This is a genomic window from Patulibacter sp. SYSU D01012 (assembly GCF_017916475.1).
Classification (GTDB): domain Bacteria; phylum Actinomycetota; class Thermoleophilia; order Solirubrobacterales; family Solirubrobacteraceae; genus Patulibacter.
This window is the reverse complement of record NZ_JAFMTB010000001.1, coordinates 702618-724363: the sequence shown is the minus strand read 5'-3', so window position 1 is coordinate 724363 and position 21746 is coordinate 702618. Positions and strand designations below refer to the sequence as shown.

Genomic DNA, 21746 nt, shown 5'->3' with positions numbered 1-21746 from the left:
ACGTTCACCCTCGCCCGTGCGCATCTGCCTGGTCTACGACTGCCTCTACCCGTGGACCGTGGGCGGTGGCGAGCGCTGGTACCGGGGGCTCGCCGAGCGCCTCGTCGCCGACGGGCACGAGGTGACGTACCTGACGCTGACGCAGTGGGATCCCGGCGACGAGCCACGCATCCCCGGGGTGCGCGTGATCCCCGTCGGTCCGCGGATGGAGCTGTACGCGAACGGCACGCGGCGCATCCAGCCGCCGCTGCGCTTCGGCTGGGGCGTCCTCGGCCACCTGCTGCGGCACGGCCGCGAGTACGACGTCGTCCATACCTCGTCGTTCCCGTACTTCTCGCTGCTGGCCGCCGAGGCCGCCCGTCCGCTCGGCCGCTACGGCGTGACGTGCGACTGGTTCGAGGTGTGGAGCCGCGACTACTGGCGCGGCTACCTGGGCACCATCGGCGGACGCATCGGCTGGACGGTGCAGCGCGTCTGCGCGTGGATGCCGCAGACGGCCTACGTCTTCAGCGAGCGGTACGCCGAGCGGCTGCGCGGGCTCGGGCTGCGCGGACGCGTCACCCACCTGACCGGGATGCACGCCGGCACGTTGGAGGCCGCGATCCCGGCCCCCGCGGCGGATCCGCCGACGGTCGTCTACGCGGGCCGCATGATCCCCGAGAAGCGGGCGTGGCTGGTGGTCGACGCGATCGCCGCCGCACGCGAGCGGGTCCCGGACCTGCGTGGGCGCATCTTCGGGGGCGGGCCCGAGCAGGACCGCGTCCGGGCGCGCGTGGCCGAGCTGGGGCTGCAGGACGTCGTAGAAGTCCCCGGCTTCGTCGACGCCGCGGTCATCGACGACGCCATGCGCACCGCGACGTGCGTGGTGCAGCCCTCCTCCCGCGAGGGCTACGGCCTGGTCGTCGTGGAGGCGTCGGGGCACGGCGTGCCGGCGGTCGTCGTCGAGGGCCCCGACAACGCGGCCGTCGAGCTGGTGGACGACGGCGTGAACGGCCACGTCGCCGCCGAGGCGACCGGGGACTCGATCGCTGGCGCCATCGTGGCCTGCCACGCGGCCGGCGAGGACCTACGGGCGTCCACCCGGGCCTGGTGCGCCGAGCACGCCGAGCGCCTGTCGCTCGACGCGTCGCTGCGCGTCGTCTCGGCCGGCTACGCCCCGGACACGGTGCGCCGGTAGGCCCCGGCGGTCGCCGACGCGGTCCGCTCCCAGGAGAAGTCGGCCGCACGCTCCAGCCCGCGGCGACGCAGGCCCGCGCGCAGCGCGTCGTCGCCGACGAGCCGCTCGATCGTGCCGCGGATCGCCTCCACGTCGCCCGGGTCGAACAGCAGCGTCGCACCGCCAGCCACTTCGGGCATCGACGCGCGGTCGCCGCACGCCCCCGGCACGCCCCGCGCCATCGCCTCGAGCACCGGCAGGCCGAACCCCTCGTAGAACGACGGGAAGACGTGCGCCACGCACAGGCGCCACAGGCCCTCCACGTCCGCTCGCGACAGCCACCCGGGGAAGACCACGTCGCGGGCCACGTTGCGGGCCACCGCCCGGCGCAGCAGGACGGGCTCGTGCTCCGTCGCGTAGCCCGGGACGACAAGCACCGGACGGCGCTCGGGCGGGATCCGCGCGAGCGCGTCGATCAGCCCCTCCACGTTCTTGTGAGGCCGCTTGGCGGCCATGCTCAGCAGCACCGGCCGGTCGCCGAGCCCCAGGCGCACGCGCAACTCGTCGGCGGGGGTGACGGGGGCGGTGGCGGTGGCGGTGGCGGACGGCAGCGTGGTCGCCAGGTGGACGACGTCGATCCGCTCCGCGGGAGTGCCGATGTGGCGGACCACGTCGTCCTTCGTCGCCTGCGAGTCGGCGATGATCCGGGCCGACGCCTTCACCGCCGCCGGTACCAGCACCCGCATCCCCAGCCCGCGCAGGCCGAAGTGGGCGCCCGGCGCCACGGCGTAGTGCAGGTCGTGCACCGTGGTGACCTTCGGCGGGCCGCCCGCCAGGCGGCCCGGGCCGGTCGACGCCAGGCTGTGGATCAGGTCGGCGCCCGCCGCCGTCGCCAGCCGGGGGACGTGGCGCTGCTCGCCCCACACCCACTGCTTGCGGTCGCGGGCGTCGACCGGCGCCACGACGGAGCGCATGGCCGTGCGCCACGGGGCGTCCGCGTCCCCGGCGGCGACCTCGTTGACGATCGCCACCGGCTCGATGCCGTCGATCGCCGCCAGCCGCGGCAGCAGCTCGCGGGCGTACACCTCCATGCCGCCGGTCTCGCCCGGGACGAGGTAGATCAGGTTCAGGGCGACGGTGATCGGGGCGGCCACGACGGGGGATCCTCGCACGCTCCGGCGGGCATGAACTACGCTGCGCCTCTGTCCGCGCGCGCCGCCGCGCGGCTCGCTGGGCCGGCGGGCCGCCTTCCCGTCGCCGCGGCCGTCCCTCGGCATGTCCAAGCTCCTCGCCATCGTCCCCGCCTACAACGAGGTGGATGCGATCGCCACCACGATCGCCGACATCCAGCAGAACGCGCCAGCGTTCGACGTGGTCGTGGTCGACGACGGGTCGACGGACGCCACCGCGCAGCGCGCCCGCGAGTGCGGCGCCGAGGTGGTCGAGCTGCCGTTCAACCTGGGCATCGGCGGCGCCGTGCAGGCCGGCTACCTGTACGCGCAGGACCACGGCTACGACGTCGCGGTGCAGGTGGACGGCGACGGGCAGCACATGGCGGCCGAGATCGACACGCTGCTGCAGCACCTGCGCTCCACCCCCGGGCTGAACATGGTCACCGGGTCGCGCTTCCTGACGCCCGACCGCGACGGCTTCCGCTCGTCGCTGACGCGCCGCATCGGCATCCGCTTCTTCGCGCTGCTGCTGTCGCTCATCACGCGGCAGAAGGTCACCGACCCCACGTCGGGCTTCCGCATGTGCGACCGCAAGGCGATCGAGCTGTTCGCCCGCGACTACCCGCACGACTACCCCGAGGTCGAGGCCGTGCTGATGCTGCACGCGCACCGGCTCTCGCGGCAGGAGGTGCCCGTGCGGATGCGCGCCCGCACCACCGGCGCGTCGTCGATCCGGCCGCTGCACTCGGGGCTGTACATGGTGAAGGTGCTGCTTGCGATCCTGATCGGCCTGCTGCGCGCCCGCCCGGTCGTCGAGCCCGGCGACCCCGCCGCCGTCACCGCCGAGCCCGGCATCTAGCCCCGTCGCCGTGCGCAGCCAGCTGCAGATCGTCTCCATCCTGGTCAGCCTGGGGCTGTTCCTGCTCGTCTTCGAGCTGGTCCGGCGCCGGCGGCTGCTCGAGCGCTACGCGCTGCTGTGGCTGTTCACCGCCATCGTGCTGCTGGGGCTGTCCGTCTGGAGCCAGCTGCTCGACCAGGTGTCGCGCGCGATCGGCGTGGGCTACGGCCCGTCGACGCTCTTCGCCGTCGCCCTCGGCTTCATCGCGATGCTGCTGCTGCACTTCTCGGTCGTCATCTCGCGCCTGGCGGAGCAGAACAAGGTGCTGGCGCAGCACGTGGGGCTGCTGCAACGGCGGCTGGAGCACCTGGAGGCCGGACGCGACCCGCAGGACGCGCCGCCGCTCCCGCCGCCGCCCGTCGCGACCGGCGCCCCCGGCCAGCCGTCCGCCGCGGACGCGGACGACCGATGAGCACCCCGCCGTCCGCGGCCGAGCCGGCGATCGCGGTGATCGTCGTGCTGCACGGCAACGCCGACGAGATCCCCGCCACGCTCGCCGCCCTCGAGCCGCAGCTGGGCCCGCAGGACGAGGTCGTGCTGGTCGACAACGCGTCCCCGGACGACAGCGCCGCGGCCGCCCGCCGCGCCCTGCCGCGCGCCACCGTGATCGAGACGGGCGTCAACGGCGGCTTCGCGGCCGGCTGCCACGTCGGCGCCGACGCCAGCACGGCCGAGCTGCTGCTGCTCCTCAACCCCGACACCGTGCCGCAGCCCGGCTTCCTGGACGCGCTGCGCGCCACGGCGGCCGAGCGGCCCGGGTGGGGCACCTGGCAGGCGCTCGTCACGCTGCCCGACGGCCAGACCGTCAACACGCAGGGCAACCTCGTCCACTACCTCGGCTTCGGCTGGGCCGGCGGGCACGGCAAGCCCGTCGCCCAGGCGCCCACCGCGCCGGTCGAGGTGGGGTTCGCGTCCGGCGCCGCCATGGTCATCCGCCGCGAGGCATGGGACGCCGCCGGCGGCTTCCAGCGCCACTACTTCATGTACGGCGAGGACCTGGACCTGTCGCTGCGGCTGCGGCTGGCCGGCTGGGGCGTCGGCGTGGCGCCCGCGGCCCGGGCCACGCACGACTACGCCTTCACGAAGGGCGACTACAAGTGGTTCCACCTGGAGCGCAACCGCTGGTGGACGATCCTGGGCACCTACCCCACGCGCCTGCTGCTGCCGCTGCTGCCGGCGCTGCTGCTGTTCGAGCTGCTGCTGCTGCCCGTCGCGTGGCGCGCCGGGTGGGGCCGGCCGAAGCTGCGCGCACAGCGGGCCGTCCTGCGCGAGCTGCCCGCGATGGTGCGCCACCGCCGCCGCACCCAGGCGACGGCGCGCATCGACGCGGCCACCTTCGCCCGCGGCCTGACGAGCAGCCTGGACTCCGACTTCCTGGCCGCCGCGAAGGCGATCCCGGGCGCCGAGGCGGCCCAGGCGCTGTTCTGGCGCCTGGTGCGCGCGCTGCTCTGAGGGTTGGCGGATGCCGCCCCGAGGCCGCTCGTCGCGGTATACCGTCGGCGTGCGTGTCTCTCCCCGGTTCCCCGTCCTCCTGCTCGTGGGCTCCGTCCTCGGGTCCGCCGTCGCGGCCGCGCCGGTGCGCGCCGCGCCTGCGACGACCACCTTCAAGGTCCGCAGCTCGCTGTCCGCCAAGACGCTGGTGGCGGGGACGGCGAGCTTCACGACGCCGCGGGGCTGGCAGGCCACGAACCGGGCCGCCCGTCACACCGTCGCCGCGTTTCGCGTCGCCGGCAGCAACGGCTGCGTCGCCCGGATCACCGTCAGCGTCCGTGGCAAGGCGACCGGCCGCAGCATCGCCGAGCAGGTGCGCATCGCCGTGGGTGACGCACCGTTTGGGCGCGGCGAACGTCGGGACGGCGCGTGGGGCACGGACGGCCCGACGCTCGCGGGCGGCGAAGGCGAGCCGCTCCTGACGGGCGCGTACGGCTTCGCGCCTGTGCGGGTGCAGACCAACAGGTACGCGCAGATCCGCGCCTTCGCGGTCGTCCATGGCTGCGATCGCGACTCCGCCGAGGCTCACGCCCTCGTCGCCCGGAACAGCCGACTGGTCCGCCAGATCAACCACCTCGTCGCCAAGGCGCGCACGACGCTGCGCGTCACGCGCCTCTGACCTTCGTGCGTCCCCGCCGTCCGGAGCGCCGCCCCGGGCAGCGGGATGCTGATGCGCTCTAGCGGCGCCGCGCCACGATCCCCCGCAGCAGCTCCTCCAGCCGCCCGCCGATGGCACCCCAGTCGTAGACCCGCTCCGCCAGACCGCGTCCCGCGGCGCCCAGGCGCGCCGCGAGCGCCGGGTCGCCCAGCACCCGCGCGGTCGCGTCGGCGAACGCGTCGGCGCCGTCGGCCAGCAGCACGTCCTGCCCGTCCGTCACGTCGACGCCCATCGCGCCCATCGTGGTCGAGACGAGCGGCCGGCCGCTCGCCAGGCCGTCGAGCACCTTCAGCCGCGTGCCGCCGCCCGAGCGCATCGGGACGAGGACGACCTGGGCGCGGTCGAACCACGGCTGCATCTCGGGGACGAAGCCGGCCAGGGTGACGCCCTCGCCCGCCAGCGCCGCGATCTCGTCCGGCACGCCGCGCCCGACGACGAGCAGCTCGGCGGCGGGCACCCGGGCGCGGATCCGCGGCCAGATCTCGGTCAGCAACCAGCGCAGCGCCTCGGCGTTCGGCGCGTAGCCGAACGTGCCGGTGAAGAGGACCGTCGGCGTGCCGGGCAGCGGCGCCGCGCGCAGCGCGCCCGTGTCGACGCCGTTGGGCACCACCGCGGACGGACGGTCGGACACGCGGGCCAGGATGTGGCGGTCCAGCTCGGACATCGCCAGCAGCAGGTCGAACGCGCGCAGCGTCCGCGCGTCGAAGCGGCGGAAGCGCTGCGCCTCGATCCGCAGCAGGTCGCGCTGCAGGCCCTCGGCGGCGGCCGCGCGGCGCGCGTAGTAGTCCCACGACAGGTTCTCCAGCCCGGAGACCTTCGGCAGCTCCGCCGGCAGGTCGCGCGCCCAGCGGGCGGCCCAGTCGTGCTCGACGAGCACGGCGTCGGGGCGGCGGGCCAGCGCCCGCTCGGCCTGGGCGCGCAGCGCCGTCCAGAAGACCTCGACCTGCCAGGCGGCGACCGGCATCGTCAGCGCCCGCACGGCGACGGCGGGGCGCGTGCGCACCGCGGCGAGCACCTCGCCGACGCGCGAGGCGGGGCGGTCGACGCGGAAGAGCTCGGCCCCCGCCTGCGCCAGCGTCCCGGCGCCCTCGCGCTGGTCGGGGTGCACGGGCGCCACGACGTCGACGTCGTGGCCGCGCCGCACCAGCTCGCGCACGAGCTGGAACTGGCGGGTCGATCCGCCGCTGCCGCCGGGCCAGTAGGGCAGCTCGGGCGTCAGCCACGTGATCCGCATCGGGCGGAGGCTAGCGCCGGGCGCCGCGCCGCCGCCCGGCCGCGCGGCTCCCCTCCGCCCGGCGGTCCCTACGATGGGCACGCCGCGGACGACCCCCGCGGACGCCCCGTTGAGCTCCGTCCCCGACGTCCCCCTCGATCCCGCGCCGCTGGGCCCCGCCCCGACCGCCGCGGGCGCCCGCCGCACCGTCGTCGCCCAGGTCGGCGCCCGCATCGTGTCGGTGCTGGCCGTCGCGGCGAGCACCGCGATCGTGCTGCGGGCGATCGGCAAGGCCGGCTACACCGACTGGGGCACCGTCCTGCAGCTCGTCGGCTTCCTCGCCTTCGCCGTCGACCCCGGGGTGTCCCCCATCGTCGTCCGGCGCCTGGTCCAGGAGCCCGAGCGGGCGCCGTCGCCGGCCGCGCTCGTCCCCGTGCGGCTGGCCCTCGCCACCCTCGCGCTGGTCCTCGTGGTCGGGATCACCGTCGGCCTGCGCGGGTCCGGCACGGCGGTGCTGGCCGTCCTGCTGGGCGGCCAGGTCCTGCCGCGGGCGCTGATCCTGAACGCCACGCCCTGGCTGCAGGTCGACCAGCGGCTGCACCGGCAGACGGCGCTCGAGGCGCTCGCCGCGGTGCTCGGCCTGGCCCTGCTGGCCGGCGGCGCCCTCCTCGACGCGTCGGCGCCGGTGCTGGCGGTCCTCGGCTTCACCGGCCCCACGACGCTCCTGGCGCTGCTGATGCGGCGCGAGCTGCGGATCACCCCGTCCCGGGCGCGCGACGTCCCCGGCCCCCAGCGCGACCGCGTGCGCGGCGTCCTCGTCGAGGTGGCGCCGCTCGCGGGCGCGCTCGTGCTGGTCGCGCTCTACATGCGGGCCTACGTCATCTTCATCAACGCCGCCGACCCGCACGACCCGGCGATCGCGCTCTTCCTCTTCGCGTTCCAGTTCGTCGACCAGCTCATGGTCGTCGCCGCGATCGTCGCCGGGGCCGCGCTGCCGCTGCTGGCCAACCGGGCGAAGGACGCCGCGCTCCTGCGCGACCCGCTGACGCACCGCACGGTCGTCGCCCTGGCCGCCGTCGGCGCCGTGCTGGGCGCCGCGATGATCGCCTTCTCGGGCCTGCTGACCGCGGTCGTCGGCCAGGGCGTGGTCGACGGCGCCGAGCGCTACATCCGGCTGCTGGCGCCGATCGCGCCGCTGCTGCTGACGTCGTTCGTGCTCGCGTACGTCTACGTGACCGTCGGCCGCAGCCGCCGCTACCTCGCGCTCAACGCCGTCGGCCTGGCGGTGAACGTGGCGGCCCACGCCCTGCTGACGCTGCACCTGGGCGTCGAGCCGGCGGCCCGCATCACCTGGGGGACCGAGCTGGTCGTCATCGCCTGCGCGCTGCTGCCGCTGCTGCGCACGCCGTCGGGGCGCGGGGCGGCGCTGACCATCCTGGCCCTCGTCGCCCTGGTGGCGGTCGCGGGCGAGCTCGCCGCCGCGGGCGTGGTCGGCGCCTGGCCGGCCGCCGTCGCGTGCGCCGCGCTGGTCGTGCTCGTCGCCGCCCGGCCGCTGCTGTGGCTGGCCCGCGCGGTCGGCGTGCCGCTGCCCGGCGGCGCCCCGGCGGCCTGATCCGGCGCCGGGGCGCGCGGGCCGACGTGCGATCCTGGGGCGCATGACCGCCGCCGAGACCGTGCGCGAGAAGCGCCGCCTGGGGTACGAGACGCCGCGACCCGACGTGCAGCGCTACGTGCCCACGGACGCCCGGCGGATCCTCGACATCGGCTGCGCGTCGGGGGCGCTCGGCGCGGCGCTGAAGGACCGCCAGCCGGCCGAGGTCGTCGGGATCGAGCTGATGCCGGAGTACGCGCGCGACGCCGCTCAGGTGCTCGACCGCGTGGTCTGCGCCGACGCCGCCGAGGGCCTCGCCACCCCGGACCTGGGCGAGTTCGACTGCGTCATCGCCGCCGACGTCCTGGAGCACCTGGTCGATCCGTGGTCGGTGCTGAACGCGGCGACCGCCCGGCTGCGCCCCGGCGGCACGGTGATCGTCTCGCTGCCCAACGTGCAGTACCTGCGGACCTTCCGCGAGCTCGCGCGCGGCTGGTGGCCCCGCGAGGACGTCGGCCCGTACGACCGCACGCACCTGCAGTGGTTCACCATCCGCGACGCGCGGCAGCTCGTCGAGGGCGCCGGCGCCGAGGTCGTCGACGTCACCTGGCTGTACGCGTTCAGCGGCACCGCCCGGCGCATCGCGATGGGCCTGGGCGAGCGGTGGGCGCCGTTCCTGACCAGCCAGTTCGTCGTCGCCGGCCGCAAGCGCCCGTGAGCCCGGCCGCCCGCCCGCGCGTCCTCGTCGTCAGCCAGGACCGCCTGGACGGCCAGGTCGCGGGCACGAGCATCCGGGCGCTCGAGCTGGCGCGCGTGCTGTCCCGCACCGCCGACGTCGTCCTGGCCGGCGTCGGGACGCCGCCCGACGAGGTCGACCGCATCCCCTGCGTCGGCTACGACCCCCAGCACCCCGACGGCCTGCGCGCGGTGCTCGGGCGCGTCGACGTGGCCGTCGCGCTGCCCGGCTGGCCGCCGCTCATGCGGCTGCTGCGCGCGTCGGGCGTGCGGATCGTCTTCGACCTGTACGTCCCGCAGCCGCTCGAGATCATCGGCGGCTTCGCGGGCCTGCGCCCGCGCGTCGGCCACGCGCTGACCGAGTTCGCCACCGACCGCATCGTCGAGGCGCTGCGCACCGGCGATCTGCTGCTGTGCGCCACGGAGGGCCAGCGCGACCTGTACCTGGGGATGCTGCTGGCGGAGCGCCTGATCGACGGGGACCGCTACCGGCACGACCCGACGCTGCGCTCGGTCATCGACGTCGTCCCCTTCGGCCTGCCGGCCGGCGACGCGGCCCGCACCGGCGCCGCCGGGCCGCGCGACGTCTTCCCCGGGATCGGCCCCGACGACGAGGTCGTGCTGTGGAACGGCGGCGTGTGGCCGTGGCTCGATCCGGTGACGGCCGTCCGCGCCGTCGCCGAGCTCGCCACGACGCGGCCGACGGTGCGGCTGGTCTTCATGGGCGCCGCCACCCAGGTGCCGGCCCAGCGCACCGCCGAGCTCGCCCGCCGCGCCGCCGCCGAGCTGGAGGTCCTGGACCGCCACGTGGTCTTCCACGACGGCTGGGTGCCGTACGACGAGCGCGCGGACTGGCTGCTGCAGGCCGACGCCGCGCTCTACGCGCACCACGACCACCTGGAGACGCGGTTCGCGTTCCGCACGCGGCTGCTCGACTGCTTCTGGTCGCGCCTGCCGGTCGTCTGCACGACCGGGGACGACCTGGCGACGCACGTCGAGGAGCAGGGCGCCGGCGCCGTCTTCGCCCCCGGCGACGTGGCCGGCTGCGCCGCGGCCCTCGCGCGCGTGTTGGACGCCGGCCGCGACGCGTACGCCGGGCCGCTCGGCCGCCTGGCCGATCGCTACCGCTGGGACGCGGTCGCAGAGCCGCTCGTCGACTACGTCGCGCGCGACGACGCCCCGGCCGCCCCGCGCCGCACGCTGCGGCCCGGGCACGCCGCCCGGCACCACGGCTACCGGGTGGCCCGCCGGGCCCTCGACGCCGTCGGGCTGCGTGACTGGCCGCGCCTGTAGCGGCGTGGCACGGGGCGCCGCCGGGCGCGGGGGCCGCGGCCGCGGGCGCGGCGACCGCTGGCACGCCCGTCGCTAGCATCGCCCGCGTGCTCGACGCGCTCGTCACCGCCGCCCGCGACCGGGGCCTGGGCGCCCGCTTGTGGCCCGTGATCCAGGGGGTGGAGATGCTCGCCGGCGAGTGGATCGGCCGGCTGCCGGTGCGGTGGCTGCGCGACCGCCTGGCCCGCACCGCGCTGCGCGTGCGGCTGCACCCGTCCGCCCAGCTCTACCGCTGGCGCGAGATCCGCGCCGGGCAGAACGTGACGATCGGCGAGGGCTCGATCGTCGGGCTGTGGGCGACCCTCGACGGCCGCTACGGCATCGAGATCGGCCGCAACGTCAACCTGTCGAGCGAGGTCGCGATCTGGACCCAGCAGCACGACCACCGCTCGCCGGACTTCGCGGGCGTCGGCGCGCCGGTGCGGATCGGCGACCGCGCGTGGCTGAGCTTCCGCGCCGTCGTGCTCCCCGGCGTGACGATCGGCGAGGGCGCCGTCGTCGCCGCGGGCGCCGTCGTGACGAAGGACGTCGAGCCGTACGCGATCGTGGGCGGCGTCCCGGCGAAGAGGATCGGCGAGCGCCCGCGGGACCTGACGTACGCGTTCGACAAGGGCGACGCCGCCTGGCTGATCTGAGCGGGAGTCCGGCCCGGGCGCCGCGCCCGCCCGTCGCCGCCCGTGGCATCCTCGGCCGGTGCCCGAGCTGCGCCACGTCGGCCTGAACCTGCTGTACCTCGTCCCGGGCGAGGTCGGCGGCAGCGAGATCTACGCGCACGAGCTCGTCGACGCGCTCGGCCGCGCCCGCCCCGACGTGCGCTTCACCGCCTACGCCGGCCGCGAGGCGGCGCCGTCGCTGCGCGCGCAGGGCTGGCCGGCCAACGTCCGCGTCCACGAGGTCCCCGTGACCGCGCGCAACAAGCCGGCGCGCGTGGCGGCCGAGGTCACGCTGCTGCCGGGCGCCGCCGCCCGCGCCGGCGTCGACCTGCTGCACTCGCTGGGGACGACGTCGCCGCCGGTCGTCGGCCGGCCGAGCGTCGTGACGATCCTCGACCTGATCTACGAGGCGTACCCGGGCACCTTCCCGCCCGCGGCGCTGATGGGCCTGCGCGCGCTCGTCGGCCCCGCGGCGCGGCGGGCGACGCGGGTCATCACGATCTCGGAGGCCGTCAAGCGCGACGTCGTCGCGCGGCTGCGCGTGCCCGCCGAGCGCGTGCGGCCGGTGCTGCTGGGGAGCGGCGTGCGGCCCGCCGACGCCGCGACGCCCGAGGCCGAGCTGCGCGAGCGGCTCGCCCTGGGCGACGGCCGCCTGGCGCTCTGCGTGTCCGCCGCGCTCGTCCACAAGAACCTGCCCCGGCTGCTCGAGGCGTTCGCGCGGCTCGACCCCGGCCACGACGACGTGCGGCTCGTCGTCGCCGGCCACCACGGGCGCGAGCACGACGCCCTCGTCGCCGAGGTCGCGCGCCTGGGTCTGACCGGCCGCGTCGTCCTGACCGGGTGGATCGCGGACGAGGACCTGGAGGGCCTGTACGCCGCGGCCGACGTCTGCGTGTACCCGTCGCTGTACGAGGGCTTCGGGATGCCGGTGCTCGAGGCGATGGTGCGCGGCGTGCCGCTGGCGTGCTCGAACGCGACGTCGCTCCCCGAGGTCGCCGGCGACGCCGCGCTGCTGTTCGACCCGCACGACCCGGCGTCGATCGCCGCGGCGATGACGCGGCTGCTGGACGACCCCGCCGAGGCCGACCGGCTGCGCGCCGCGGGCCGGGCGCAGGCCGCCACCTTCACCTGGGAGCGGTGCGCCGCCGGGGTGCTCGACGTCTACGACGAGGCGCTGCGCGCGGCTCACGCCCGCTGAGGCGCTGGTACCGTCGTCGGGCTCGTGGCTCTTCCCCGATCGCAGGCCGCCCGGCGCCGCCCAGCCGTGCCGCGGCCCCTCGCCGCGCTCCTGCTCGCCGTCCTGGCGCTCGGGCTCGGCTGGATCCTCGTCACCCCCGCCAACCAGGCGCCGGACGAGTTCGCGCACATCGGCTACGTCCAGCACTTCGCGGAGACCGGCTCGCTGCCGGGAAAGACCGCCACGGCCCCGCCGATCTCGAGCGAGGAGCTCGACGCGCTCGACGCCTCGAACGGGCTGCGGGCCCCGGGCATCGTGCAGGTGGACCTGACCTGGAGCGCCCGGGCCTTCGGCGCGTGGCGCGCCGCGGACGAGCGGGCGGGCGACGCGGCCCGCACCGACGGCGGCGGCCCGAATCCAGCGTCGAGCAACCCGCCGCTCTACTACCTGACGGCCACGCCCGCGTACCTGGCGGCGTCCGGCGGGGACTTCTTCACCCGGGTCACCGCCGTGCGGCTCGTGTCGCTGCTGTGGCTGCTGGGGGCCGTCGTGGGCGCCTGGCTGCTGGCGGGCGAGCTGCTCACGCGGGACCGCCTGCTGCAGACGACGGTCGCCGGCGTCGTCGGCCTGGCGCCGATGACGCAGTTCATCAGCGCGTCCGTCAACCCGGACCCGGCGCTCTTCGCCACGTGGGCGTTCGTCCTGTGGCTGGGCGTGCGGCTGCTGCGGCGCGGCCTGACGCCCGGGCGCGCGGGCGCGCTCTTCCTGGCCCTGGGCCTGGCCCTCGTCGTGAAGGCGACGAGCTACGCCCTGGTGCCGGCCGTCTTCGTGGCCCTCGGCGTGGCGGCCTGGCGGGCGTGGCGCGGACGCTCGGCCGAGGCCGGGGCGGGCCGGACGGTGCTGCCGGCGCTCGCCACCGCCGCGGCGGCGCTCCTCGTGACCTTCGGCGTGTGGGTGGTCGTGTCGCGCCTGACCGGCACCGCGACGTCGGCGCAGGCGGCCGAGGTCGGCGGCACGCCGATCTCGATCCCGAAGCTCGTCTCGTACGTGTGGCAGTTCTACCTGCCGATGCTGCCGTTCATGGACCCGGTGCAGGGCGCCCCGCCGCTGCCCGTCTACGACGTGTTCTTCAAGGGGGCCTGGGGGACGTTCGGCTGGCTCGAGGTCAACTTCCCCGGCTGGGTCTACGTCGTCCTGCTGCTGCTCTGCCTGGCCGTCGCCGCCCTGGCGCTCGGCGGCCTGTGGCGCGACCGGCGGCGGTTCGATCCCGCGGTCGTCGCGTTCGTCGTCCTCGTCGTGGTCGGCCTGCTCGCGGGCCTGCACGTGACCGAGTTCGGCAAGGGCGGGAAGGGCTTCATCCAGGGCCGCTACCTGCTGCCGCTCGCCCCGATCGCCGGCCTGGCGCTGGCCCGCGCGCTGCGCTGGCTGCCGCGCCGCGCCGCGGGCCCCGTCGCGGGCGCCGCGCTCGGCGGCCTGCTCGTCCTGAACGTCTTCGCCATGGCGATGGTGCTGGAGCGCTTCTATGCGTAGGGCCGGCACCGTCCTGGCCGCCGTGGTGGCCGCCGGCGTGCTACTCCTCGTCGTGCTCGGCGCGGTGAAGCGGGACGACCAGGCGTTCAGCCTGGGCGCCCCGCCGAGCGGCGTCGCCGTCGACCTGAAGCCGCGCCAGGAGGCGTGCCAGGCGCCCATCGCCGTGCCGGACGGCACGGACTTCGACCAGGTCCGCCTGCCCGTGGGCACCTACACGAAGCCCGGGCCGGCGCTGACCGTCACGGTCCGCCGCGGGCGCGACGTGCTCGTCCGGCGGCGCGTCGCGGCCGGGTACCGCGACGGCAGCACCCTGCGGGTCGACACCGGCCGCAGCATCGGCGGGCGCGACCTGAGCGTCTGCCTGCGCAACGACGGGACCGTGCCGCTGGCGCTGTACGGCTCCGGGGCTGCGGTCGAGTCCTCGCAGCTGCGCGTGGACGGCGGGGACGACGCGATCGTCGACCTGGCCCTGAGCTTCGGCCGCGAGCCGCGCTCCCTGCTGTCGCTGGTGCCCGACGTGCTCGACCGGGCCACGCTCTTCCGCTCGCCGCGCCTGGCGCCGGCCGTGTACCTGCTGGTGCTGCTCGTCCTGGTGCTCGGCGCCGCCGCCCTGGCGGCGACGGCGCTGCGGCGCGCCGAGGAGGACGTCCCCGGCCGGGACGCGCCGGCGCCGGCCGGCGGCGCCCGGGACGCGGAGCCCGGCGCCGGCGACGCCCCGGCCGGGCCGGCGGCCGCCGTGCCCGACGCGCGGGACTGAGCCGCCGTCAGGCGCCGGGCGCGCCGCCCAGGCGCTCCAGGTCGGCGCGCACCATCTCGGCGACGAGCGCCTCGAAGTCGTGCTCCGGGCGCCAGCCGAGCACGCGGCGCGCGCGGGCGGGATCGCCGACCGGCGGCCACTCCTCGGGCGGCCGGACGAAGCGCGGGTCCACCAGCACCCGGTCGCGCGGCTGCCCGTCCGGACCGGTGACGTGCCGCTCGACGCCCGCGGCACGGAACGCCGCGTCGACCAGGTCGCCGACGGTGTGCGGCACGCCCGACGCCAGGACGTAGTCGCCCGGCTCGTCGTGGCGCAGCGCCAGCACCATGCCGGCGACGACGTCCTTCGCGTGCGACCAGTCGCGGACCGCCCGCTGGTCGCCCAGCGTCAGCTCGTCGGCGCGCCCGGCGGCGATCGCGGCCACGCCGGCCGTGACCTTCCGCGGCAGGAAGCGCTCGGGCCGGCGGGGGGACTCGTGGTTGAAGGTGATCGCCGAGACGAGGAAGCGGTCGCCGCGGCTGCGCAGCGTGCCGACGAGGCCGTGGGCGGCGAGCTTCGCCACGCCGTACGGGCTGCGCGGCCGCTTCGGCGCGTCCTCGTCCTGCGGCGAGACGCCGGCGTCGCCGAAGATCTCGCTCGACGTCGCGACGAGCACCCGCACGCCGTCGCGGGCCCCGGCCTCGGCCAGCACCGCGGCGGTGCCCGTGACGATGGCCTGCGTCACCTCGGTCGGGTCCTCCCACGAGTGCGGGACGAACGTCGGCGCGGCCAGGTGGTAGATCTCGTCCGGCTGGGCCTCGGCGATCGCGCGCCGCACGCTGGCGGCGTCGAGCAGGTCGGCCGGCAGGAGCGTCACGCGGCCCTCCAGGTGCCCTAGGCCGGCCGCCGCGAGCGCGCCGTCGGGGCGCCGGACCGTCCCGACGACCTCGTCGCCGCCGGCGAGCAGCCGCTCGGCCAGGTAGCCGCCGTCCTGTCCCGTCACGCCCGTGATGAGCACGCGGCGGCTCATGCGTGGTCCTCGTCCTCGCGCGGCATCCCGGCGCAGGGTATCCGGGCGACGGGGGCGCCGCCGCCGGCCCGGCTCCGCGCGCGGGCGCGCCTGCAGGGGGACCTGCAGCACACGAGGTCGACGGCATCGCCGGTATCGTTCCTGGACCGCGCAACTTCTGCGGCTCCGGCGGGTTTCCCTCCCATGAGCCGCGGGAACCGGTCGTCCCAGCCGTCGCGCGGCCTCCTCTCACCATGCCCGTCACCGCCCCCAGCCCTCCCGAAGCGGACGCCCTCCTGACGCTCGTCACGCCGCCGCCGCAGGTCGAGGTGACCGGCGTGCCGATGGCGCTGACCACGTACGAGCGCGCGCTCGAGTGGATGGACGCGATGGTCCAGACGCGCCGCCAGGGCTACGTCTGCGTCGCCGCCACCCACACCGTCATGGCCTGCCAGGAGGACCCCGAGCTGCGCGCCGCGGTCCTCGGCAGCTCGCTGACCGTCCCCGACGGCCAGCCGCTCGTGTGGGCGATGAACCTGCTCGGCCACGCGCTGCCCAACCGCGTCTACGGCCCCACGCTCATGGAGCGCCACTGCGCCCGGGCGGCCGAGAACGGCACGCGGATCTACCTCTACGGCGGCCGCGACGAGCGCGCCCTCGACACGCTGCGCGCCAACCTGGAGCGCCGCTTCCCCGGCCTGCAGATCGTCGGCGGCTGGTCGCCGCCCTTCCGCCCGCTCAGCGCGGACGAGGAGGAGGACGTCGTCGCCCGGATCAACGCGTCCGGCGCGGACGTCGTGTGGGTCGGCATCGGCGTGCCGAAGCAGGAGAAGTGGATGGCGCGCATGCGCCCGCGCCTCGAGGCCCCGGTGCTCGTCGGCGTCGGCGCGGCGTTCGACTTCCACGCCGGCCTGGTGCCGCAGGCGCCCGCCTGGATGCAGCCGATGGGCCTGGAGTGGCTCTTCCGCCTGCTGCAGGAGCCCGGCCGGCTGTGGAAGCGCTACGCGCGCTACAACCCGCTCTTCGTCGCGCGCTTCGGCACCCAGCTGCTGCGCCAGCGCCTGCGCGGCCAGCGCGTCGCGCCGGTGCTGCTGCCCGGGCCGCCGCCGGCCCGCCGGGCCCGCCGGCCGCGCCGGGCCACTCCCGCCGGGCGCTAGCCTCTCCCTGTGGATCACGACGTCGCCGTCGTCGGCATCGGTCGTGTGGGGCTTCCGCTGGCGCTCGCCTTCGCGGACAGCGGCCTGCGCACGATCGGGGTCGACGCGAAGCCAGAGATCGTCCAGGCCGTCCAGGACGGCCGCATGCCGTTCGAGGAGCCGGGGGCCGAGGACGTCCTCGCCCGCGTGCACGGCACCGACCGGTTCGAGGTCACCTCGGACGTGGCCCGGGCCGCGAGCGCCCGCCACATCGTCCTGACCCTGGGCACCCCGTCGTTCAGCCACATCGAGATCGACGTCAGTCAGATCCGCAGCGTGCTGGACGACCTGCTGCCGCACCTGCGCGAGGGACACTGCGTCGTCCTGCGCTCGACCATCGCGCCGGGCACGACGGAGTTCGTCGCGGGCTACCTGGAGATGCAGCGCGGCTTCCAGGTGGGCCACGACATCTTCGTCGCCCACGTCCCCGAGCGCATCGCGTCGGCGAAGTTCTTCTCCGAGATCGGCACGCTGCCGTGCATCGTCGGCGGCGTCGGCGAACGCTCCGGCGAGGTCGCGGCGGAGCCGTTCCGGGCGCTCGGCGCGCCCGTCGTCCAGACGACGCCCATCGAGGCCGAGCTGGCGAAGATCTGGACGAACATCCTGCGGTACACGATGTTCGCGCTGCCGAACCGCCTGATGATGGAGTGCGAGCAGTACGGCGCGAACGTCTTCGAGGTCATCGACCTGATCAACCGGGACTACCCGCGCGGCGGGATGAAGCTGCCCGGCATGACCGCCGGCACCTGCCTGCGCAAGGACTTCACGTTCTCGGAGGAGCGCTCCCCCGCGCCGGGCATGCTGCTCGCCGTCTCGCGCGTCAACGAGTCCGTCCCGCTGTTCCTCGTCGACGGGCTGAAGCGCCGCCTGGCCGGCGAGACGCTGCGCGGGCGGAAGATCGCCGTCCTGGGCCTGGCGTTCAAGGGCGACACGGACGACGAGCGCGACTCGCTGTCGTTCAAGCTCATCCGCCTGCTCGAGCGCGAGCTGGGCCTGGTCGCCAGCCACGACCCGCTCAGCCCGTCCTCGACGCTGACCCTGGACGAGGCCGTCGCGGGCGCCGAGGCCGTGGTGCTGGCGACGAACCACTCCGCGTGGCAGGACCACGCGGTGCTCGAGCGGATCGCCGAGCTGGCCGCGCCGAACGCCGTCCTGGCGGACCCGTGGAACTGCTTCGGGCAGGAGACCGTCTTCGGCGTCGCGGCCGAGCTGGCTCGGCGCGGGGCGCACGCGCCGGCGGGAGCCGGAGCCGCCTGAGGTGCAGGGCGCCTCGATCGCGATCGTCTCGCACGGCGAGCCCACCGATCCGTGGGCGTGGTCCGGCACCCCCGACTCGCTGCGCCGCGGCTTCGAGACGCTCGGCTGGCGGCCGCGGCGGGCGTCCGCCGACGGCTCCCCGGCGCTCACGCGAGCCCTGGCGCTCGGCGTCCGGGCGCTGCGGCAGACGGAGGGCGCGCTCAACTGGCCCGCGCCCGTCGTCGCCCTGCGCAGCCGCGCGCTGCGCGGCCTGCCGCTCGACGACGACGTCGTCCTGCAGCTGGGTGCGACGTACCGGCTGCCGCGCGTGGACGCGACGTACGAGGACATGACCATCGCCCAGCTGAGCCTGCGGCCGCGGCTGCGCGCCGGGTGGGCGCGGCGGCACGCCGAGACCTACCGCCGAGCGCGCGTCTGCTTCACCGCCAGCCGCTGGGCGGCGGACTCCGTCGTCCGCGACTTCGGCGTGCCCGCCGAGAAGGTCGTCGTCGTGGGGATGGGCGCCAACATCGTCTGCACCCCGCGCCGCCTGCCGCCCGCGCCCCCGCGCTACCTGTGGGTCGGCCTGGAGTGGGAGCGCAAGAACGGCCGCCGCGTCGTCGAGGCGTTCCGCGAGCTCGCGATCCCTGGCGCCGAGCTGCACCTGGTCGGCGAGCACCCCGCGGTCGACGTGCCCGGGGTGATCGGTCACGGGCGCGTGCGCGACCGCGAGCGGCTGCGGGCGCTGTTCGAGGGCGCCACCGCGTTCGTCATGCCGTCGACCACCGAGCCGTTCGGCATCGCGTACGCCGAGGCCGCGACGGCGGGCGTGCCCAGCCTGGGCACGACGGTCGGCGGCGCGGCCGACGCGATCGGCGACGGCGGCCTGCTCGTCGACCCGCACGACGGCCGCGCGATCCGCGAGGCGATGGCGGCGCTCGCGCAGCCGGCGACGCACGCGGCCCTGGCCGCGAAGGCCGAGCGCCACGGCGCCTGGGCCCGCTGGGACGGCGTCGCGGAGCGCATGGCGACCGCCCTGCTCGCCGCCTGACCCATGACGACGGCCGAGGACGCACAGCGGGCGGAGCGCCGGCGGGCCATCCGCGCGGTCGTCGGCGGCGGCGGCTCGCGGGCCGCCGCGTTCGTCGTCGGCAACCTGCTGAACGTCGCCGCGGTCGGCGTGCTGACGCGGACCCTCGGCGACGAGTACGGCCGCTACACCGCCGTCCTCTCGCTGATCACGATCGTCGGCATCGTCTCCGACCTGGGGCTCGCCAACCTGGCCGTCCGCGAGCTGGCGGACGACCGCGGCGGCGACCATGTCCCCCGCTACCGAGCCCTCGTCGCGCTGCGGGCGGTCCTCGTCGTGCCGGCCGCCGTCGGCATGGTGGTCTACGGCGCTCTGGCCGGCTTCTCCGCCTCGCTGCTGGCCGGCACGGCGGTCGCCGCCGTGGGCCTGGTCGTCTACTCGCTGCACTACTCGTGGAACGCCGTCCTGCAGGCCGAGCTGCAGCTGCACCGGCTGGCGCTGATCGAGGGGGCTCGGCAGGTGCTGCTGGGCGTGCTGACGATCGGGCTGGCGCTGGCCGGCGCGTCCGCGGCCGTGCTCGTCGCCGTCTACCTGCCGCTCGCGATCACGATGGCCTGGGTCAGCGCGCGGGCCGTCCGCGGCACCGTGCCGATCGCGCCGCTCTTCGACCGCCGCGTCATGCGCTCGCTGCTGCGCACCGCGAGCGTGTTCGCCGTCGCCACCACCGCCGCGCAGATGTACGCGTACCTGGGGCAGGTCGTCAGCGACGCGATCCTGGACCAGACCGGCTCGGCCGAGTTCGCGCTCTCGTTCCGCGTCATCACCACCGCGCTCGGCGTCGCGCAGACGGCGATCAGCGGGGCCTTCGCCATGATGACCCGCGACGCCCGCGAGGACGCCGCGACGTTCCGCCGGACGGCCCGCAACACGCTGGCGTTCGCCGCCGGCCTGGGCCTCGCGGGCGCCGTCACGTGCCTGGCCGCCGCCGGGCTGATCGTCGACGTCCTCGGTCCGGACTTCCCCGGCGCCGCCCACGTCCTGCGCCTGCACGCGTTCGCGCTGCCCGGCGCCTTCTGCGCGATGGCCGGCGCGATGCTGCTGCTGGCCGCCCACCGCGCCCGCCCGGCCATCGCCATCGCCATCGGCGTGCTCGTCCTCAGCCTGGCCGCCACGGCCGTCTTCTCGTCGCTGTGGGGCCCGCGCGGCGCGGCCGGCGCCGCCGTCCTGGGCGAGACCACCGCGGCCGTCCTGTACGCGATCGCGCTGCTCGCGCCCCGCCGTCCGGGCCGCAGCGGCTGACGTCCGGCACGCGCCGCGAAGGCCCCGCGACGGCCGATACCCTCCGGCCAATGTCTCGCGTTCTCGTCACGGGCGGTGCCGGCACGATCGGCACCGCGGTCGTCCGCCGGCTCCTCGGCGATCCCCGCTTCGAGGTCCGCGTGTCGGACCAGCGCGACGCGCCCGACTGGATGCGCGAGGGCTGCGAGATCCACCGCGGCGACCTGCGCGACCGCGACGAGGCGAAGCGCGCGATGGAGGGCTGCTCGCACGTCATCCACCTGGCCGCGATCGTCGGCGGGATCGGCAACTTCCACAAGCTGCCGTACACGCTGACCGACGTGAACTCGTCGCTCTACAACAGCGTCATGGGCGCGGCGATCGCCACGGGCGTCGAGCGCTTCACGTACGTCTCGAGCTCGATGGTGTTCGAGAACACGACGGAGTTCCCCACGAAGGAGGAGCACGTCGAGCGGGTCCCCGCCCCCACGTCGGCCTACGGCTTCTCCAAGCTCACCGGCGAGATCCAGGTCAAGGCCGCACACGCGGAGCACGGCCTGCCCTACACGATCGTGCGCCCGTTCAACGCCTACGGCCCGGGCGAGGTGCCCGAGGACGAGCCGGGCATCGCGCACATGGTCCCCGACGTCATCAAGAAGGTGCTGGCGCTGCCCCAAGGCGCGCCGCTGCCGATCTTCGGCCAGGGCGACCAGACCCGCACCCTGACCCACGTGCAGGACATCGCCGACGGCATCGTCACGGCGACGGGCCACGCGGCGGGCCTGAACGAGGACTTCAACATCTCGGCCGGCGACGAGCGCACCGTCGCCGACGTCTGCGCCGTCATCTGGGAGCAGTGTGGACGGACGGACGAGCTGCGCTTCGAGCACCTGCCGACGTTCGACGTCGACGTGCGGCGCCGCTGGCCCGACGTCTCGAAGGCGAAGCGCCTGCTGGACTGGGAGGCGCGCATCCCGCTCGACAAGGGCATCGCCGACACGGTCGCCTGGCTGCGCACCACCGTGTGACCGGAGCGGGCGTGCGCGGCGGCCGGCGGAGCTACCCTGGGGCCATGCGTCCTGCCCGCCGCGCCTCGCTCGTGATCGCTCCCGCCGTCGTCGCGGCGGCGTTCGGCGCCGCGGCGCCCGCCGGGGCGGCGACGCCCGCGGCCCCGCGGTTCACCGTGCCGATCCCCGGCGCGACGGGCTGCCCGTCCGACGCCGACTGCGACGGCTTCCCCGACGCCATCGACCGGTACCCCAACGACCCCCTGCGTTGGACGGACGAGGCGCCGATCGCGGACGACACGCCGGCCGTCGTGCGGATCGAGCTGCCGCGCCGTCGCACGGTCACGGCCGCCAAGTCCGTCACGGTCCGGGCGTCGGACCCCGAGTCGAAGCTGCGGACGGGCCGGTACGTCCTGACCCGCGACGTGCGCTCGGGGACGCGCACCCGCTCCGAGACCTGGAACGGCCGCCGCTGGGACCGGACCGCCCTGGCGGTGCCGCTCAAGGTGCGCGACCGGGCCGCGGTCGCGGTGAAGGTGCCGCTCAAGCAGCTGAAGCCGGGCAGCTACCGGCTGACGGTCTCCGTCAGCAACCGCACCGGACGCGACACCACCAAGACGGCGCGCTTCCGCCTGCGCTGAGCCGGCG

At 76.0% G+C, this 21746-nt stretch carries 21 protein-coding genes; 18 read left to right on the top strand and 3 right to left on the bottom strand.

The genetic code is table 11. The features are described from left to right. Positions 1–16: 16 nt before the first annotated feature. Positions 17–1177 (top strand): glycosyltransferase, encoded by a 1161-nt coding sequence (locus tag J3P29_RS03210; protein ID WP_210491589.1) that lies wholly within the window; start codon positions 17–19, stop codon positions 1175–1177. Here the strand turns inward: J3P29_RS03210 and J3P29_RS03205 are convergent. After that, positions 1150–2310, bottom strand: a complete 1161-nt coding sequence (locus J3P29_RS03205; protein WP_210491588.1) for a glycosyltransferase family 1 protein — start codon at positions 2308–2310, stop codon at positions 1150–1152. The two genes, J3P29_RS03210 and J3P29_RS03205, sit on opposite strands and share 28 nt — an antisense overlap. 121 nt (positions 2311–2431) lie before the next feature. Between J3P29_RS03205 and J3P29_RS03200 the strand changes: the two genes are divergently transcribed. Genes J3P29_RS03200 through J3P29_RS03185 form a run of 4 tightly spaced genes read left to right on the top strand, consistent with a single transcriptional unit; the run spans position 2432 to position 5336 of the window. Further along, positions 2432–3187 carry a glycosyltransferase family 2 protein gene (locus J3P29_RS03200; protein WP_210491587.1) on the top strand — a complete coding sequence of 252 codons (756 nt, stop codon included), beginning with the start codon at positions 2432–2434 and terminating at the stop codon, positions 3185–3187. A gap of 10 nt (positions 3188–3197) precedes the next feature. Then, a complete protein-coding gene (locus tag J3P29_RS03195) occupies positions 3198–3638 on the top strand; it encodes a DUF2304 domain-containing protein (RefSeq protein ID WP_210491586.1) in 441 nt (146 codons plus the stop codon). Next, positions 3635–4678, top strand: coding sequence for a glycosyltransferase family 2 protein (locus J3P29_RS03190; protein WP_210491585.1), 1044 nt, complete (start codon positions 3635–3637; stop codon positions 4676–4678). Before J3P29_RS03195 ends, J3P29_RS03190 begins: the two co-directional genes overlap by 4 nt. Positions 4679–4727: 49 nt before the next feature. Then, entirely contained in the window at positions 4728–5336 is a 609-nt protein-coding gene (locus tag J3P29_RS03185) for a hypothetical protein (protein WP_210491584.1), read from the top strand. A 58-nt stretch (positions 5337–5394) separates the two neighbouring features. On the opposite strand, the gene J3P29_RS03180 is transcribed toward J3P29_RS03185, so the two are convergent. Beyond that, positions 5395–6609: a glycosyltransferase family 4 protein gene (locus J3P29_RS03180; RefSeq protein ID WP_210491583.1), complete on the bottom strand. Its 1215-nt coding sequence runs from the start codon at positions 6607–6609 to the stop codon at positions 5395–5397. A gap of 109 nt (positions 6610–6718) precedes the next feature. Between J3P29_RS03180 and J3P29_RS03175 the strand changes: the two genes are divergently transcribed. From J3P29_RS03175 to J3P29_RS03145, 7 genes are all read left to right on the top strand, one after another. Continuing rightward, positions 6719–8200 carry a hypothetical protein gene (locus tag J3P29_RS03175; RefSeq protein WP_210491582.1) on the top strand — a complete coding sequence of 494 codons (1482 nt, stop codon included), beginning with the start codon at positions 6719–6721 and terminating at the stop codon, positions 8198–8200. A gap of 43 nt (positions 8201–8243) precedes the next feature. Then, positions 8244–8897 carry a class I SAM-dependent methyltransferase gene (locus J3P29_RS03170; RefSeq protein WP_210491581.1) on the top strand — a complete coding sequence of 218 codons (654 nt, stop codon included), beginning with the start codon at positions 8244–8246 and terminating at the stop codon, positions 8895–8897. Beyond that, positions 8894–10207, top strand: a complete 1314-nt coding sequence (locus J3P29_RS20610; RefSeq protein ID WP_210491580.1) for a glycosyltransferase — start codon at positions 8894–8896, stop codon at positions 10205–10207. The genes J3P29_RS03170 and J3P29_RS20610 overlap by 4 nt, the downstream gene beginning before the upstream one ends. A gap of 86 nt (positions 10208–10293) precedes the next feature. After that, positions 10294–10881: an acyltransferase gene (locus J3P29_RS20605; protein ID WP_349239758.1), complete on the top strand. Its 588-nt coding sequence runs from the start codon at positions 10294–10296 to the stop codon at positions 10879–10881. 58 nt (positions 10882–10939) lie between these two features. Next, a complete protein-coding gene (locus J3P29_RS03155; protein ID WP_210491579.1) occupies positions 10940–12097 on the top strand; it encodes a glycosyltransferase family 1 protein in 1158 nt (385 codons plus the stop codon). Between the two features lie 24 nt (positions 12098–12121). After that, the gene (locus J3P29_RS03150) at positions 12122–13606 is read left to right on the top strand and encodes a DUF2142 domain-containing protein (RefSeq protein WP_210491578.1); all 1485 of its coding nucleotides are present in this window, start codon (positions 12122–12124) and stop codon (positions 13604–13606) included. Further along, positions 13599–14363, top strand: coding sequence for a hypothetical protein (locus J3P29_RS03145; protein WP_210491577.1), 765 nt, complete (start codon positions 13599–13601; stop codon positions 14361–14363). The genes J3P29_RS03150 and J3P29_RS03145 overlap by 8 nt, the downstream gene beginning before the upstream one ends. Before the next feature lie 7 nt (positions 14364–14370). Here the strand turns inward: J3P29_RS03145 and J3P29_RS03140 are convergent, their stop codons facing one another. Beyond that, positions 14371–15372, bottom strand: coding sequence for a GDP-mannose 4,6-dehydratase (locus J3P29_RS03140; protein WP_246851405.1), 1002 nt, complete (start codon positions 15370–15372; stop codon positions 14371–14373). 233 nt (positions 15373–15605) lie between these two features. Here J3P29_RS03140 and J3P29_RS03135 point away from each other — a divergent pair, with 233 nt between their 5' ends. Genes J3P29_RS03135 through J3P29_RS03110 form a run of 6 tightly spaced genes read left to right on the top strand, consistent with a single transcriptional unit; the run spans position 15606 to position 21739 of the window. Then, positions 15606–16508 carry a WecB/TagA/CpsF family glycosyltransferase gene (locus J3P29_RS03135; RefSeq protein ID WP_210491576.1) on the top strand — a complete coding sequence of 301 codons (903 nt, stop codon included), beginning with the start codon at positions 15606–15608 and terminating at the stop codon, positions 16506–16508. Between the two features lie 9 nt (positions 16509–16517). Then, positions 16518–17804 carry a nucleotide sugar dehydrogenase gene (locus J3P29_RS03130; RefSeq protein ID WP_210491575.1) on the top strand — a complete coding sequence of 429 codons (1287 nt, stop codon included), beginning with the start codon at positions 16518–16520 and terminating at the stop codon, positions 17802–17804. A gap of 1 nt (position 17805) precedes the next feature. Then, the gene (locus J3P29_RS20600; RefSeq protein ID WP_210491574.1) at positions 17806–18834 is read left to right on the top strand and encodes a glycosyltransferase family 4 protein; all 1029 of its coding nucleotides are present in this window, start codon (positions 17806–17808) and stop codon (positions 18832–18834) included. A gap of 3 nt (positions 18835–18837) precedes the next feature. After that, on the top strand, positions 18838–20112 hold the full coding sequence (locus J3P29_RS03120) for an oligosaccharide flippase family protein (protein ID WP_210491573.1): 1275 nt from the start codon (positions 18838–18840) through the stop codon (positions 20110–20112). Between the two features lie 50 nt (positions 20113–20162). After that, complete coding sequence (locus J3P29_RS03115; protein WP_210491572.1) at positions 20163–21119, top strand: NAD-dependent epimerase/dehydratase family protein; 957 nt, start codon at positions 20163–20165, stop codon at positions 21117–21119. 44 nt (positions 21120–21163) lie between these two features. Continuing rightward, positions 21164–21739: a hypothetical protein gene (locus tag J3P29_RS03110; RefSeq protein WP_210491571.1), complete on the top strand. Its 576-nt coding sequence runs from the start codon at positions 21164–21166 to the stop codon at positions 21737–21739. Positions 21740–21746 lie beyond the last annotated feature (7 nt).

What these genes read in the sequence shown, in the direction of transcription:
- J3P29_RS03110 (WP_210491571.1), top strand. Translation starts at nt 21,164, where the DNA reads ATGCGTCCTGCCCGCCGCGCCTCGCTCGTGATCGCTCCCGCCGTCGTC.
- J3P29_RS03170 (WP_210491581.1), top strand. Translation starts at nt 8,244, where the DNA reads ATGACCGCCGCCGAGACCGTGCGCGAGAAGCGCCGCCTGGGGTACGAG.
- J3P29_RS03200 (WP_210491587.1), top strand. Translation starts at nt 2,432, where the DNA reads ATGTCCAAGCTCCTCGCCATCGTCCCCGCCTACAACGAGGTGGATGCG.
- J3P29_RS03180 (WP_210491583.1), bottom strand. Translation starts at nt 6,609, where the DNA reads ATGCGGATCACGTGGCTGACGCCCGAGCTGCCCTACTGGCCCGGCGGC.
- J3P29_RS03120 (WP_210491573.1), top strand. Translation starts at nt 18,838, where the DNA reads ATGACGACGGCCGAGGACGCACAGCGGGCGGAGCGCCGGCGGGCCATC.
- J3P29_RS03145 (WP_210491577.1), top strand. Translation starts at nt 13,599, where the DNA reads ATGCGTAGGGCCGGCACCGTCCTGGCCGCCGTGGTGGCCGCCGGCGTG.
- J3P29_RS03140 (WP_246851405.1), bottom strand. Translation starts at nt 15,372, where the DNA reads ATGAGCCGCCGCGTGCTCATCACGGGCGTGACGGGACAGGACGGCGGC.
- J3P29_RS03135 (WP_210491576.1), top strand. Translation starts at nt 15,606, where the DNA reads ATGCCCGTCACCGCCCCCAGCCCTCCCGAAGCGGACGCCCTCCTGACG.
- J3P29_RS03115 (WP_210491572.1), top strand. Translation starts at nt 20,163, where the DNA reads ATGTCTCGCGTTCTCGTCACGGGCGGTGCCGGCACGATCGGCACCGCG.
- J3P29_RS03190 (WP_210491585.1), top strand. Translation starts at nt 3,635, where the DNA reads ATGAGCACCCCGCCGTCCGCGGCCGAGCCGGCGATCGCGGTGATCGTC.